The sequence below is a fragment of the Serratia microhaemolytica genome, from assembly GCF_004011885.1.
Classification (GTDB): Bacteria; Pseudomonadota; Gammaproteobacteria; order Enterobacterales; family Enterobacteriaceae; genus Serratia_G; species Serratia_G microhaemolytica.
Window position 1 is genome coordinate 42,814 of sequence record NZ_SBEF01000008.1, and the last position, 12,519, is coordinate 55,332.

The 12,519-nt window shown below is 46.2% G+C and carries 15 protein-coding genes; 4 read left to right on the plus strand and 11 right to left on the minus strand.

Annotated elements, in window-relative coordinates:
• Positions 1-11: 11 nt before the first annotated feature.
• The 5 genes from EOJ37_RS05140 to EOJ37_RS05160 form a co-directional block, all read right to left on the minus strand.
• Entirely contained in the window at positions 12-1,346 is a 1,335-nt protein-coding gene (locus EOJ37_RS05140) for a TraI domain-containing protein (protein ID WP_127958517.1), read from the minus strand.
• Between the two features lie 96 nt (positions 1,347-1,442).
• Entirely contained in the window at positions 1,443-1,949 is a 507-nt protein-coding gene (locus tag EOJ37_RS05145; protein WP_127958519.1) for a hypothetical protein, read from the minus strand.
• A 322-nt stretch (positions 1,950-2,271) separates the two neighbouring features.
• Positions 2,272-2,724 (minus strand): RadC family protein, encoded by a 453-nt coding sequence (gene radC / locus EOJ37_RS05150; RefSeq protein ID WP_127958521.1) that lies wholly within the window; start codon positions 2,722-2,724, stop codon positions 2,272-2,274.
• A 119-nt stretch (positions 2,725-2,843) separates the two neighbouring features.
• Positions 2,844-3,311: an antirestriction protein gene (locus tag EOJ37_RS05155; protein WP_127958523.1), complete on the minus strand. Its 468-nt coding sequence runs from the start codon at positions 3,309-3,311 to the stop codon at positions 2,844-2,846.
• An 87-nt stretch (positions 3,312-3,398) separates the two neighbouring features.
• Complete coding sequence (locus tag EOJ37_RS05160; RefSeq protein WP_127958525.1) at positions 3,399-3,767, minus strand: hypothetical protein; 369 nt, start codon at positions 3,765-3,767, stop codon at positions 3,399-3,401.
• Between the two features lie 435 nt (positions 3,768-4,202).
• On the opposite strand from EOJ37_RS05160, the gene EOJ37_RS05165 reads away from it, so the two are divergent.
• Together EOJ37_RS05165 and EOJ37_RS05170 are read left to right on the plus strand one after the other, a co-directional pair.
• A complete protein-coding gene (locus tag EOJ37_RS05165; protein ID WP_127958528.1) occupies positions 4,203-4,445 on the plus strand; it encodes a type II toxin-antitoxin system ParD family antitoxin in 243 nt (80 codons plus the stop codon).
• Complete coding sequence (locus tag EOJ37_RS05170) at positions 4,438-4,725, plus strand: type II toxin-antitoxin system RelE/ParE family toxin (protein ID WP_127958530.1); 288 nt, start codon at positions 4,438-4,440, stop codon at positions 4,723-4,725. The genes EOJ37_RS05165 and EOJ37_RS05170 overlap by 8 nt, the downstream gene beginning before the upstream one ends.
• A 96-nt stretch (positions 4,726-4,821) precedes the next feature.
• Here the strand turns inward: EOJ37_RS05170 and EOJ37_RS05175 are convergent, their stop codons facing one another.
• Positions 4,822-5,709, minus strand: coding sequence for an integrase domain-containing protein (locus tag EOJ37_RS05175; protein ID WP_127958532.1), 888 nt, complete (start codon positions 5,707-5,709; stop codon positions 4,822-4,824).
• 1,027 nt (positions 5,710-6,736) lie between these two features.
• Here EOJ37_RS05175 and EOJ37_RS05180 point away from each other — a divergent pair.
• The gene (locus tag EOJ37_RS05180) at positions 6,737-7,093 is read left to right on the plus strand and encodes a hypothetical protein (protein WP_127958534.1); all 357 of its coding nucleotides are present in this window, start codon (positions 6,737-6,739) and stop codon (positions 7,091-7,093) included.
• A 176-nt stretch (positions 7,094-7,269) separates the two neighbouring features.
• Here the strand turns inward: EOJ37_RS05180 and EOJ37_RS05185 are convergent, their stop codons facing one another.
• Positions 7,270-7,833: a hypothetical protein gene (locus tag EOJ37_RS05185; protein WP_127958537.1), complete on the minus strand. Its 564-nt coding sequence runs from the start codon at positions 7,831-7,833 to the stop codon at positions 7,270-7,272.
• Between the two features lie 124 nt (positions 7,834-7,957).
• Positions 7,958-8,539, minus strand: coding sequence for a recombinase family protein (locus EOJ37_RS05190; RefSeq protein ID WP_127958539.1), 582 nt, complete (start codon positions 8,537-8,539; stop codon positions 7,958-7,960).
• A 213-nt stretch (positions 8,540-8,752) separates the two neighbouring features.
• On the opposite strand from EOJ37_RS05190, the gene EOJ37_RS05195 reads away from it, so the two are divergent.
• Positions 8,753-9,160: a hypothetical protein gene (locus EOJ37_RS05195; protein WP_127958541.1), complete on the plus strand. Its 408-nt coding sequence runs from the start codon at positions 8,753-8,755 to the stop codon at positions 9,158-9,160.
• 64 nt (positions 9,161-9,224) lie between these two features.
• Here the strand turns inward: EOJ37_RS05195 and EOJ37_RS05200 are convergent, their stop codons facing one another.
• The 3 genes from EOJ37_RS05200 to EOJ37_RS05210 are packed head-to-tail and all read right to left on the minus strand — an operon-like array spanning position 9,225 to position 12,514.
• Positions 9,225-10,760 carry a conjugal transfer protein TraG N-terminal domain-containing protein gene (locus tag EOJ37_RS05200; RefSeq protein ID WP_127958543.1) on the minus strand — a complete coding sequence of 512 codons (1,536 nt, stop codon included), beginning with the start codon at positions 10,758-10,760 and terminating at the stop codon, positions 9,225-9,227.
• A 2-nt stretch (positions 10,761-10,762) separates the two neighbouring features.
• Positions 10,763-11,107, minus strand: a complete 345-nt coding sequence (locus EOJ37_RS05205) for a hypothetical protein (RefSeq protein WP_127958545.1) — start codon at positions 11,105-11,107, stop codon at positions 10,763-10,765.
• A 9-nt stretch (positions 11,108-11,116) separates the two neighbouring features.
• The gene (locus EOJ37_RS05210) at positions 11,117-12,514 is read right to left on the minus strand and encodes an integrating conjugative element protein (RefSeq protein WP_127958547.1); all 1,398 of its coding nucleotides are present in this window, start codon (positions 12,512-12,514) and stop codon (positions 11,117-11,119) included.
• Positions 12,515-12,519: the final 5 nt, after the last annotated feature.

The window sequence follows — 12,519 nt, forward strand, 5'->3', positions numbered from 1 at the left end:
GACCTTCTCCGTTATCCTTGTGAAAAGAAAAGATGCTGACTGTCCGCTTGAACAGTAATGCCTCTCAAGCGGGCAACCTTAATAAGATAACCATTAACTTTGTTAAACTTCATCTTTTTTTCATCAGGTTGGGATAAGTTCGCTGGAGTAAAACGTTCTCCTTTTCGTGTACGGTGCAGTTGTAATTTTTCAAAAGCAGACTGGATCTTCTCTCGTTTGTGCTGACATCCACTTTCTTTAATAAATAGATAAAAAATATCTGGCACCAACAGGTACACGAAACCGGCAATAAAATGCACGCGTGACGCAGGTTCATTCGCGCTAATCGTACCAGTCGACAAACCATGAATCAGCCAAGTTAGGAACTGTTCCCCGAGTGACCGCACAGGTACTATTTCCGTGTCTCCATAATCCTCCAACGGTACAGGTGATAGTTTTGTGGGTTCATCTGGCAGCATGACAGGGATCGGTGTGTCCTCAGCAATCTCACTTTGTGATGGCATCACATCAGGCTGAATAGGTGCTACATTGGGCACTGTCTGCGCTGTTGATGGCAGTAATGTGACGATATCGAACTCATGCGAAGGCACAAGAGGTTCAATCGTTGTGGCGGGTTGGTTCATGGCCAACGGTGAAGCAACACGTTCTGCCGACTGTTGCAGTAATGACCTGATTAATGGCATGGCTGGCTTGCTATTCCACAATGCGCCAGCAAGATTACTCAAGGCTGCCGGATTGCCTGCTAACCAACGGATCCCCGCTATGGGCATCAACTGATTGGCGATCACCGCAGCCAACGCCGAAATGTCCTTAGCAGCCAGCGAAGATGGACGAAACCGGAAGCGATAAGGCCCAGCAGGCACAGTGATCCCCGGTTGCCAGATATTTCCCGTACTCTCCTCACCCTCCAGGTGAGTTAATAAGGGCAGATGGTAAAACAGGGCAGCCCAGAAAATGACCGCTTGCCACATCACGCCTTGTGATGCCTGATCTTCTGGTGTGGCACCGGGTGGGAACATATAGCCTTTCGACAGCCTAACGGCATTGGCAGTAAAGCGTAGCGTTAAATCACCAAATCCACCGGTGTATGCCCAGTCACCACAGATAGCAGCAGGAACATGCTGCACATATTCCAGTAACTGGGTGATGGGCATCAGATACAGGCTCTGATACAGCTCACTGGGCAGTGAACTGCTCTCCTTAATCTTTAGCAGGCAATCTTGGCGTAATGCGCTGGTCAGCAAGCTATCTACGGATTCAGGGGCATAGTACCCCTCGTGCGTTGGTGCTAACGAGGTATCACGCAGCGCTGTACGTAATAACAATGTTTTGATTTTACTGAGCATGAAAAGGAGCCGAGGGAATCAACCCTAATAGACGATTAATTTTGTTATCGCTGATTTCATTCTAAATGAAAGAGTTAAGAGCAAGTTACAAATTCATCAGCGCTTCTCTTCTTTGAGGTCTTTTTCGTGGAGATCAATGTTTATCAAAGCCAATTTCACCCCCTCATAAATATCCCCTTGCCCCAAATTATGAGCACGCTTCCACAACGGTTCATCAAGCGGTAGCCAGAGTGGCAGCCAGTGCGTTGACCCACTGACGGGTGCTGCACTCTCCTGCTCCTTTGAAAGATCTCCTGCTGCGTCTTGATATTCTCCCTTTTTTCTGCTGATGTTATTGCCGATACCAACAAATAGCGCTGTGAAAAAGGACACAGTAAAAGTGAGCATCCAGGCTTGTAAGATCAAGTGCTTGGCAAAACCCATTTTGACTTCAATAGTGGTGTCTACCATCTCTTGCCCTATCTCAATCAATCCGCTTGTTGGGAAGAATACAACAGACATCATTACGAAAAATGGCGTAAATAACATGCTCTCTTTCAGTGCATGGATCAGCAGGGGTAATAGTCTTTTGCACGGATTAATGGCGTTTTTCAATGGATTCATTGTGTTCTTTCCAATCGCAGATTAAGTCAGCTTACCATGACAAAAACACAACATTGTGACGATAAAAAACTCTCAACAGCGAAGTGAGAGTTTTATTCAGACAGATATCCCCCTCTTTCGAAGGGGATGAGGTTATTCCAAGGTGAATGACTACTTGTAATGTCAAGCGTTCTGGCACCATTGAGACATAGTTAACATCCTCTCTTTAAGAAAAAAAGAGGGCCTTGTCCCATGAGGAACAAGGCCCCATGGGGAGATAACAGGGGTTATAACTGCTGCTATCCAACAGTAAATGGTGATGAGATCACATTGGGTAAAAACACTACAATAAGCCTTGATCAGCAAAGGAGACTATTTGCCCATGACCAATCACCATATGATCCAGCACAGGGACATCTATCAATGACAGTGCTTGCTTTAACCTATCAGTGACCTGCCTGTCTGCTTGGCTGGGTTCTGCCACACCTGAAGGGTGGTTATGGGCAAAAATGACAGCGCCTGCATTGTAAAACAGCACCTGTTTGACGATTTCTCGCGGATAAACATTGACTGAATTCAATGTGCCAGTGAATACCGTTTCACCGGCAATCAAACGATGTTGGTTGTCTAGATACATCACAAAAAAGATTTCGCGCTCTAGCCCTTCCAGATGTAAACGCAGGTAGCGACGCACCGTACCAGAATGAGTGAACTGGATCTCACATGTTTGTAGTCGGCTCTCCAACAAACTGATTGCCTGTGTGATGATTTTCTGTTCATGATCTTGATAATACATGGTATTTTCCCGTCATAAAAAGGGGGGAATACCCTGCCTTTGGCGGGACGTATTCCCGCAAAGGTTAATGAATTCATCTGCCTCACCGGTAACGGCTTCAGGCATGAATAAACGTGATGCTAATCAATTGCACCGGCAATGGCAAAACTCTCGCGAACGTCAAATGAGTAATCACGAAGCCAGTGATAACATTCGGTGAAGTACTCGTCCTCTTGGTTCTTATCGTGCGCCAGCTCAGCTAATGCACACAATGCAAACAGTGAAACCGTTATCCCTAATGCCTGAGCGCTCATCTCACCTTGGTAATAATTGGATTGCACGCTGATCCGATAGGTCTTTTCAGTCTTAGGACAGATAAAAAAACCTCCATTTGAAAGCGTGTACCAATCCCAACTATCAATCAGGTAATCATCACAGAATTGTCGAGCAAAACGGAAGCAGAGGTCATTGAAGACAAATAAATTATACTCAATGTTCTGTCTACCCTGTTGCCTCATCGTGACGGACTGTTTGTAACAGCCCAGTGCCAGAGACTCCTCCCGAAATGCTTGGATGCCGGTTATATTAACTTCAATGGATTGTGTCATGGTCGATCCTCAAAACATGCAGGATCTGCCCTTTGCGGAGAGATCCCGCAAAGTGTGGGTAAAATGGCAGTATTCAAATAACTTGACTTAGATGTGACGATAAGACCACACAAGTTTTTTAGCTAAAAAACACGCTTCAATGTAGGCACTGTTGATATCACACCGAATAGAGTCATCAATCGCACAATATTGATAGTGATAATCGCCAGAGGCAGTGAAATAGCGACATAAAATAGTGAATTGGCAATAACCCTCAATTAAGTTATCAACAATCACGCGACAGCCAAAACTTCCTGACTTGCTCTCCATCCATTTACTTTCAATCACTTGGTACATTTCACGTTCTGCTTGCTTAATTTTTTTCGGCAAAACATGACGTAAAAATGAAGCGGCGTATTTGAAAAAAGGAACAGTCTGGATCTCAAATCCAACACGGATCTCAGTTGCTATTTGCATGGTGTACTCCAATAAAAAAGGGAACACCATGCCCCTGATGGGATGGATGCTCCCTTCAGGGTGAGTTTAGATTGGATGCCCAGCGCGTTAGCACTGAAGACATGGCGGTAGATTCAAGAAACCTTCATCGTCGCGTCATAGTGCGCGGGTATTGACGATATCTGCTTCCAAAGGTGTGCAGATGTACCACATTTGCATGTTCTCCCTTGCAGGCTACGGGAGTGTTGTTGTGCCGCCACCCGAAGGCGTTCCTCACAGGCGACAGGAACATTGGTGGTTGCTCGAAAGCAACGGATAAGCCTGAACATTCTTGAATGACTTTTCGTAAATGTCAAGACGATACTCTTTTTGGGGTTCCTGGCTCCAATCAAACCATACTTGACGTGAAAAGTCAGGCACTCTATCATTGTGTGAATAATTAACACTGGAGGCAGCATGAGCAGAACAACAAGTGTGACCATTGGCGAACAACTCAATGCATTCATTAGCCGTCTCATCGAAAGTGGACGCTACGGCTCTGCCAGTGAAGTGATGCGTTCCGCGTTACGATTGCTTGAGCAGCAGGAAGCCAAAGATGAACAAATTCGCTTGGCCGTTCTCGCCGGACTGGAAAGCGGCGAGAGCCCTCTCTCACTGAGTGACATCGCTGCACAAAAAAAGCAAAAGCATCGTGTATAAACTCACTGAACGCGCGGCTGATGACTTCGGCGGCATTTATGATTATACCTTGCTGAAATTTGGCGAAGCACAGGCGGATCTTTACACCGATACCCTTGAGGCATTCTTCGAAACATTAGCTGAAATGCCTACTATCGGACGTGATTATCTTGTCGTTCCTGGCATAATGCGTATTGAATTCCAACAGCATGTTATTTTTTATTCTGTTCGGGATAACGATATTCTGATTATCCGTATATTACACCAACAAATGAGTCATGAGCGCCATGTAGGGCATTGAGATTTTAATTAATGTGACGATCATACTGTTTACATACTTTGTAAAAGGTCACAGCCAGTGTGGGCTGTGACCGAAACGTCCAGCGCTGTGTAACCGTTATTCATCGCCCTGACGAAAATAAACCTGTTTGACATATCGGCCTCTGCCATCACCATGCCCTAAATCCATAGAGACCAATGCGCCTGCTTCTTCACGGCTCATACCCATTTTAATATGATGATCCACTGCATCGCGTGCATAAGCATAACGTAAACTGTGTGGCGAATATTTGCCGTTTAAACCGGCTTCACGCACGACATTTCTATACCGATCAATGGCAGTATGTAGTGAAGACCGATTAATCAGCTTGCCGTCATTTTCATTACAGTACGTTATTGCACGAGCAAGTAGAGACAATACTTTATCACGTTCAAAAATCGTTGTTTCACGAGGACGCCCCCCTTTAGTGCCAAATACCACACGCACCCGTTCATGACCCTTTTGTAATTCAGCCTGCCACGTCTTAAGCGATTTTGCTGATTGCACCGCTTCTTCTGTTCTTAAACCAATATAGCGAGAGAGTTCAATCGCCAATGCAACACCAGGATCTTTCTCTAAAACCAATTTAATCACTTCATGCAACTTCTCATCAGGGATAGGTCGTTTAGTGCCATCTCGGCTGGCGCCCGCAATCCCCAATGCCCTATTACTCAGTTGTTCATGATGAGAATCAGATAGCTTATTTCTGCCTGCCACCGACAAGATGGCGCGCAGCGCTGCCATTTCATTTTGCAGTGTACGCAGCGATATATTTTCCACCTTTCGACTATTAATGTAATTTTCAATATGCTTAATCTTGATGTGTTTTACATCTTTGATTTGAATATTGAGCTTTGCCAGGCGCTCAGAAAATCGGTCAGCAATTTTCGAACGATCCGCCACAGTTTTAAAGCTCCCACCCGCCTGACGAGCGAATGTTACAAGTTGCTTGCTCAGTTTAGACATATCGATATCTCCAATGGCTCACCCAACCGTCAACAAAATAATTTCATCTCCGACGACACGGTTATTCTTGCGCTTCCTGCGTCTCAACGGGTACCTGTGCATCGGAGCGGCGAAATGTTGAGTTATTGCAAGGCTCCCCAGGTCTCTGACCTGTTTGCTGCTAATGCAGAGCTGACATTCGTCAAGCTGCCTCCGACACTACTTTCGCAGTGTCGCCATCGATACCGAGTTGATTGATTTCCTCCTTATAAATGGAACGGTTAGACGGTTTACCGTCATCGTTACGTTGATGTTGAAAGTCAATCCCAGTTACCACAGTGACTACGTGTGTGTCAGAGGGTACTGGAATGGTGAAAACCACGCATGGCGTGGTTTGCCGTTAATGACGCTTGCGGCGTCACTTGGTAGTGTCTTCGCCACTTCACAAGTGACGCCGCAAAGCTCCGTGTTCCTAATGCATCGCCGTAAAGCGGCCAAATGTACCAATTGGCCTTATTACGTCATGCAAAAGTCATACGGATCTCAAGGCGTCATGCAAAGAAATAAAGACGTTACGTCATAAAGACGTGTTGAAACTCATCTCGGCAAAAATTCCCGATATGAGCGAACTGGCTAGCATGCATGGACAACGCTATGCATGTGCAAGTGGAATTACAGCCAACATACATATACATGGCTGCCAAGAACCTTCATCGTCGCGTCATAGTGCGCTTGTATTGACGACATCTGCTTTCAAAGGTGAGCAGATTTACCCATTTGCATGGACTCTCTTGCAGGTAACGAGAGCTCATGTAGCCACCCGAAGGCGTTCCTCACAGGCTACTAGGAACATTGGTGGTCGTCGTTTGACGACAGATAAAGCGATTGAAGACTATCAGTGGTGGAGGTGTTCGTCAAGCGGTGTCAGCCCAACCCCAAACAACTCCGTAAGATGAGGAGGTTGTTCAGTGCTGCTTGATGGATGTAAAATGTAGCGACTTATTGACACTACAAGAGATAAATCTAAAAGGATGAATGGTTAAGATACTTGTTTAGCTTTTTTGGAGCATCATTTATTGCTGTATGTGCTCTTGCTTACAAAGAAAAAGATATTTACTGTAAATTCATCAGAAATCAAATCTGGGTTTTTGGATATTGTCTTTTCGGGGCAAGCGCTGGCTCACTGGTCACTCTAAATATATTTCATGGATACATTATAAACATAAAAGAACTCATACAGGAGAATAGAACAATTGAAGATTATTATAATACTGGTTTTAGTTTTTTGATAATCATGCTTGTATTATCAATAGCGATGCTGGTTACATTGCACATTATTGATAAAATCATTTTTTCAAAAAATAAAAATGTGAGCAACGTTAAAAATGATGATGGTGGTAGTTAAAGAAAAAACTGATTTTTTTCGACAAATCAGCAATCGACTCCATACCGTTCGCCAGGACGCTGGTTAGCGCCTGGCTTCACGCAATCTGTTGCCCATGAGGGATTTATAGATGACACAATTCAATTCATAGGAATGTGTACGGAAAATAGTTCTAAGACTCGAGACAATTCCAATAATTATCGAACAGTACCTTCTGCAACACCTTTAACTTCTGCCATTAACTCCTTTAAGCCTTCACCTGTTAACGTTTGAGGGGATGAAGAACTATAAGTTATATACAGCCGACTCCCTACACCATTTTTTTCAACCTCGATGGTGAGGTGGTCACCATAATCACCCCAATTATTACCCATTTTGTAATAACTGCCAGGCATCGACTCCCATTTCTGTCCATTACTAGTAATTGCACTGGCAACCCAATCACCTGATGTATTCTTTTTTCTAATGGCCTCTACTTCTTCATTAGAATAAAACTTATAATGCCGCTTCAATCTTGCTGCCGCAGTATCGACATCAACAGGAATGTCATATTGCTTTAATGTCGACTCTTTCTTCGCAACTTTTTGACTAGATGAAGCTGATGCTGTCTTATCTGCTGAGCCATTGTCAGATTTGAACGCATTCATAAGACTTTCAGCGCCATCACTGACTTTTTTATTTATCTCTGATATTTCAGACATAGAACAGGCTGTAGTAAGAATTGACAATAAACCAATCACCAGAACCTTTTTTATAAACATATCATACCCCTTGCTTTCATATCACGTATAGTGGAATGAGTAATAAAAAAAATAATTCGTTTATAAAACATTTACAAGAACCTGAAGTAATTCAGGTGAAACCCCAAGAAGACATCTGTCAAGTTCACTGGCGTTCTTTGTCTTCCCGTTTTTCGTTTATCAATCGTCGTTTCAATCTAAAATAGGTGGGTCGCGAGATACCTGTTTTCTCTGCTACTGTTCTAAATGGCAACCCCTGCTGAATCAGGGATAATGCTGTTGCTGTTGCAGGATGAGGTTTCCTTCCAAACTTTACCCCAGAGTCCATCGCCGCAATACGTCCTTCATTGGTGCGCTCTAAAATACGTTCACGTTCAGCCTCGGCAACAGCAGCCAGGATCTGGATCACCATTTTCCCCATGGAACCTTCCGTGCTAAGACCGTTTTCCAAAAAGCGGATAGCAATCCCTTTTTTGTGGCAGGCATCAATGATGTGAATCATATCAGCAGTATTACGTCCAAGCCTGTCCATCTTGGTACAGATAATGATATCGTCTTTTTCAGCACGTCCAAGCAAACGCTGTAGACCTTCACGTTCGTCAGTGGCTCCGGTCATCGTGTCGGTAAAAATTCTATCTTCCCTCACACCAACAGCTTTTAGCTCAGCGAGCTGTAACGTCAGCTTCTGATGGCTGGTTGATACCCTGGCATAGCCCAATAACGCCATTTAAGTCTCATAAATCGTTTTTGATACACAAGAGTATCATAATATATAAAATACGATTTATGATACTCCTTTTTATGCAAATTTTGATGAGTATCAAATATTATAATATCTGACACTCATCACGATAACTACAAACCCCTTGAAGCCACCCGCTGATGGTGTCAAGATGGCAGTCGGGCAAATAATCAACAACCAGGCAAGCAGGAGAGTAACATGGCAACCAGACAAGAACGTGCTTTCCAGCGTGGTATTCGAGCTGCTGCGTTTTGGCGAAAAGTGAAAAGTGGCGTGTTAGCTTGGGATGCACACTGTGTTGCTGTGGCGAAAAAACGCAATCTTCCTGGTTGGGTAGGGCATACGCCACTGGGCATCATTGGCTTAACAAGCCTTATACTGGTTGCAATGGGCTTGTTTATGGTTGCCAGTATCGTTTTCACCCTGCTCGCAACGTTACTGGCTGTACTTCTACTCAAAACTCCAACCCAATCTGAATCAGGCAACCAAGCGAAAGCAGTACAACCAACGGTCGACTCTCCTTACTCTATTTACTCTGGTATGGAGTACAGCGAAGTTACACACCATCAACAAGAACACGATAAGTGGTTTAATAACTGGTGGTAATGACATGAAGGCAATAAATGGTGTAAAGAGCACCAATCGCTAGATGGTGCTCTTTACCAGCAAGTTATTTAGGCATTACATTATCTACTCCCTTCGTCGCCACAGTTCCGCTAACTTTGGAACCTAGTGAACCGCCCGTGTTTTTAGGTTCTTGACTACCATTACTCAATGATCTCCCTACTGCATCGCCAACATTCACCCCAGCCCATGACAACGCCCCAATCCACACCATCGGCAATACCAAGAACATCGAACCCATCACCATGTTCATGATCAGATCATCTGAACTATTTTGTAACCCAGCCATATTAAAACGGCTATGGGTATCGGAACTGTAGAGTGCCGTTAACAGCCAACTGTCCAGCCAACGTGCCAGCTCCCACCAGAACGTCAGGAAGTTCAATGCAAAAATCACAAACGTCAATGTGATCACCGTTTTGAACTCATAAGCGGCAAATACCAAAATCAGCGGCAACATCACATACAGCGCCATCAGTAACACCGCCTGCACCATTGGCAATGCCTGGCGCATCGCATCCAGTGCCGGAAATGCCGCTAGGCTGCCTAATGCCGTACCCGCAATTGAACCGACGCGTGTAATGGCATTGGTGGTGGTAAAATCCGCATTGCCACCGTAGCCCGCATAGGCGTGTCCATTTTGTGAGGCATTCAGACTTTTCGGGCTGACAAGGCGGCGGATCACTGCTTCTTCATAATCTCCACTTGCCGCGTTAATCAGTTTCATTGCCGCCGAAATACGTAACCACATGCCCGGATTGGCTTGTGCCATCACCCGCGCTTTCAAACCATCATCCGCATCACTCCACCATTCCGTACAATAGGGATAGCCCCCTTGCCCGGTGTTCGGGCGTGCGCTGTCACGGCTCTTGATATAAGGAAAGTCAGGTCTAGGCATTTTCGATTGCATTTTCGGGTAGTACTCCGCCAAAAACAGTTTACTGCCCAACCATTCGATATCTTTCAGCACCGCTTTGTCAGTCGTATATCCACGATCAGCTCGCTGCCAGTCGTACAATGCCAACGAATAACAGTCATTGGCAAAATCCTGTAACTCCTCAGCCAAAGCACGGTTGGCAATACGGGTATGTTGGATCTCAAAACGCAACTGTCGTAGATCAGGGCGGCAAGGAATGGTGGCCACCGAAGCCTGGGTGATCCCCTTTGACAGCTTATGCACCAACACCCACCATATCGGCGCGGCAGCCGTTTTGCCATTCAGGCTGGAAATCACATTGGCATAACCACTTTGATCCGGTTTTTTCGGTGTCCAGGTACCGCATGTTGCAGCGCGTGAAGCGTCATACTGTAAAGTACTCAGGCTGACGTTGAGCAGCGGCGCACAGCAGGTAATGATCACAAAAAATGCCCCATACACCGTGTTCTCAATACGCGGTAACGAGAGCATTCCCTTGTTGCCTTCATCTTCGCCCTCTTCACGTACTTTCAGCCAAATACTCATCACTTTGAAGGCCAGGGGCAGCGCAAACAACCCCGTGCCAACCAACAGACTCCACAGGCCGTTATTGATCACCCAGCCCAAGAGCGTTAGAAAAAATTCAAGATAACTGTTAGTGCTCATCATCACGCTCCCAGTTGTTTAAAGAATGTGTATTCACACACCACGATAAACGCCACACTGGCCAGCATGATGCGCCTCAGTGGTTGACGATATTCCGTGCGAAAGCCTGGCGCGTGGTGAATTTTCCAGAAAAGCCAACCCAGTGCGACATACAGCATCAACCGCCACAACAGCCAACCCAAACGGTGAGCATAAAACCATGCCTGTACCGCCACGATTTCAGACGGATGTTGCAAGGCAAGATAGGCACCCAGCAGGGCGACAACAGAGAACAGCAGTAGCCCTAACAACACCTTGCCAGCAGGCAGCAGGATTTTTTTCCAGTGTTTCCAGTGAATCGGTTTCATTGTGCCCCCTTATTGATTTTCCAACTGATTGACGCGACTGTCGGTGTCGTCGTCAATCTGGGTCTGGGGATGAGTAGCAATACGCTGGTTCTCGCGCTCAATAATGGTTAACGCCGAGTTGTTCGCTAGCGCTCGCCGGATTTCCATCTCGTTTTTCAATGCAGTCAGTTCACGATCAAGCGCATCAATACGACGTTGCGCCTCTTCCATCGCCGCTTTCTGATTGCTGGCATTAGGTTCAGCCATGCCGGTGATCAACATGCGACGCATCAATAAAGCGGTCTCTATTGTCTCGGCCATCGCCAATTCACTAGCCAAACGTGCGACTAGGGTGGCATTATCGGGATCACGTTTCAGTGCAGTGATTACATTGGCAGTGATAGGAAGCCCACCACTCTTTAATTTCGCCAGTTCCTCAACCGAAAGGGGAACTGCACCATTCACCAGTTTGACCAACTGCTCACTGTTGCTTTTAGTGGTTTCTTCCAGCATGGGTGAAAAGCCGGTACCTGCCACTGTGCCTGCCTGATCGTCACTGCTGCCGCTGGTACACTTTGTCGCATCACTACAGGTGCGCTGGGTTTTGTCGCCCAACACTTTCACTACCGCTTGTGCGGCTTCTTCAGCACGGCTGAATTTCTGGCAGACGCTGCCATTGCACTGACTGCCACTGACAGCCTGAGTGCTGGTCACCGGCAGACCGTTCATCATATTAAAGCCAGCAGCCACCAAATCATGGGTGGGGCGAATAGCCGGTTGCCCGGCACCGCCACGCTGTTGCCCACCGATCCAGGGACTCCCTCCTGTGCCCGTGACCTTACGTCCCGCTTCATCACTGCGCACCGCATCACCACCGCCGTTATTGACAATCGAGGTGTATTCACTGAACATCGCCTGCTGTGACCAGTCATTGGTGGTGAAATCCGCCATCTTTTTCGCCATGCTCTCACAGTTCAGTTGTGCCTTATCAAACGCCACATTGGCCTGCAACATACCGTTGGTCAGCATCTCATACAGACCGGGATTGGCGCGTTGAATAAGCATGGCGGGCAGGCTGGCCACCGCTCCCGTTGCGCCTTGGATCACTTCTCCCATCAGATTTTTAAACCCTGCTGTCATGCCGTTAAGCTGGTTGCCCACTGTGGTTTTCAAATCAAAATTCCCACACATCAGATTGCTGCGCCAACCGATGTTGAACCCTAGCTTTTGCATCTGACTGCGGGTTGGCGGTTGTGAAATCACCGAACCGCCACCGAGGGTATAAAATAACCTGTCGGAAACAGCACCAGTGACCGCTGCACCGGTGCTGTTTCCGCTCATCTGGGATGACAAAATGGGGAGGGCTGCCCATGAAGACAGGCTGGACAATGCGAAGGTAGCCACAACAAACATCTGCGAAATTTTCATCACGA

Excerpts from the sequence above, each read along its gene's own strand:
- EOJ37_RS05140 (WP_127958517.1), bottom strand. The coding sequence starts at position 1,346 with ATGCTCAGTAAAATCAAAACATTGTTATTACGTACAGCGCTGCGTGAT.
- EOJ37_RS05145 (WP_127958519.1), bottom strand. The coding sequence starts at position 1,949 with ATGAATCCATTGAAAAACGCCATTAATCCGTGCAAAAGACTATTACCC.
- radC (WP_127958521.1), bottom strand. The coding sequence starts at position 2,724 with ATGTATTATCAAGATCATGAACAGAAAATCATCACACAGGCAATCAGT.
- EOJ37_RS05155 (WP_127958523.1), bottom strand. The coding sequence starts at position 3,311 with ATGACACAATCCATTGAAGTTAATATAACCGGCATCCAAGCATTTCGG.
- EOJ37_RS05160 (WP_127958525.1), bottom strand. The coding sequence starts at position 3,767 with ATGCAAATAGCAACTGAGATCCGTGTTGGATTTGAGATCCAGACTGTT.
- EOJ37_RS05165 (WP_127958528.1), top strand. The coding sequence starts at position 4,203 with ATGAGCAGAACAACAAGTGTGACCATTGGCGAACAACTCAATGCATTC.
- EOJ37_RS05175 (WP_127958532.1), bottom strand. The coding sequence starts at position 5,709 with ATGTCTAAACTGAGCAAGCAACTTGTAACATTCGCTCGTCAGGCGGGT.
- EOJ37_RS05185 (WP_127958537.1), bottom strand. The coding sequence starts at position 7,833 with ATGTTTATAAAAAAGGTTCTGGTGATTGGTTTATTGTCAATTCTTACT.
- EOJ37_RS05190 (WP_127958539.1), bottom strand. The coding sequence starts at position 8,539 with ATGGCGTTATTGGGCTATGCCAGGGTATCAACCAGCCATCAGAAGCTG.
- EOJ37_RS05195 (WP_127958541.1), top strand. The coding sequence starts at position 8,753 with ATGGCAACCAGACAAGAACGTGCTTTCCAGCGTGGTATTCGAGCTGCT.
- EOJ37_RS05200 (WP_127958543.1), bottom strand. The coding sequence starts at position 10,760 with ATGAGCACTAACAGTTATCTTGAATTTTTTCTAACGCTCTTGGGCTGG.
- EOJ37_RS05205 (WP_127958545.1), bottom strand. The coding sequence starts at position 11,107 with ATGAAACCGATTCACTGGAAACACTGGAAAAAAATCCTGCTGCCTGCT.
- EOJ37_RS05210 (WP_127958547.1), bottom strand. The coding sequence starts at position 12,514 with ATGAAAATTTCGCAGATGTTTGTTGTGGCTACCTTCGCATTGTCCAGC.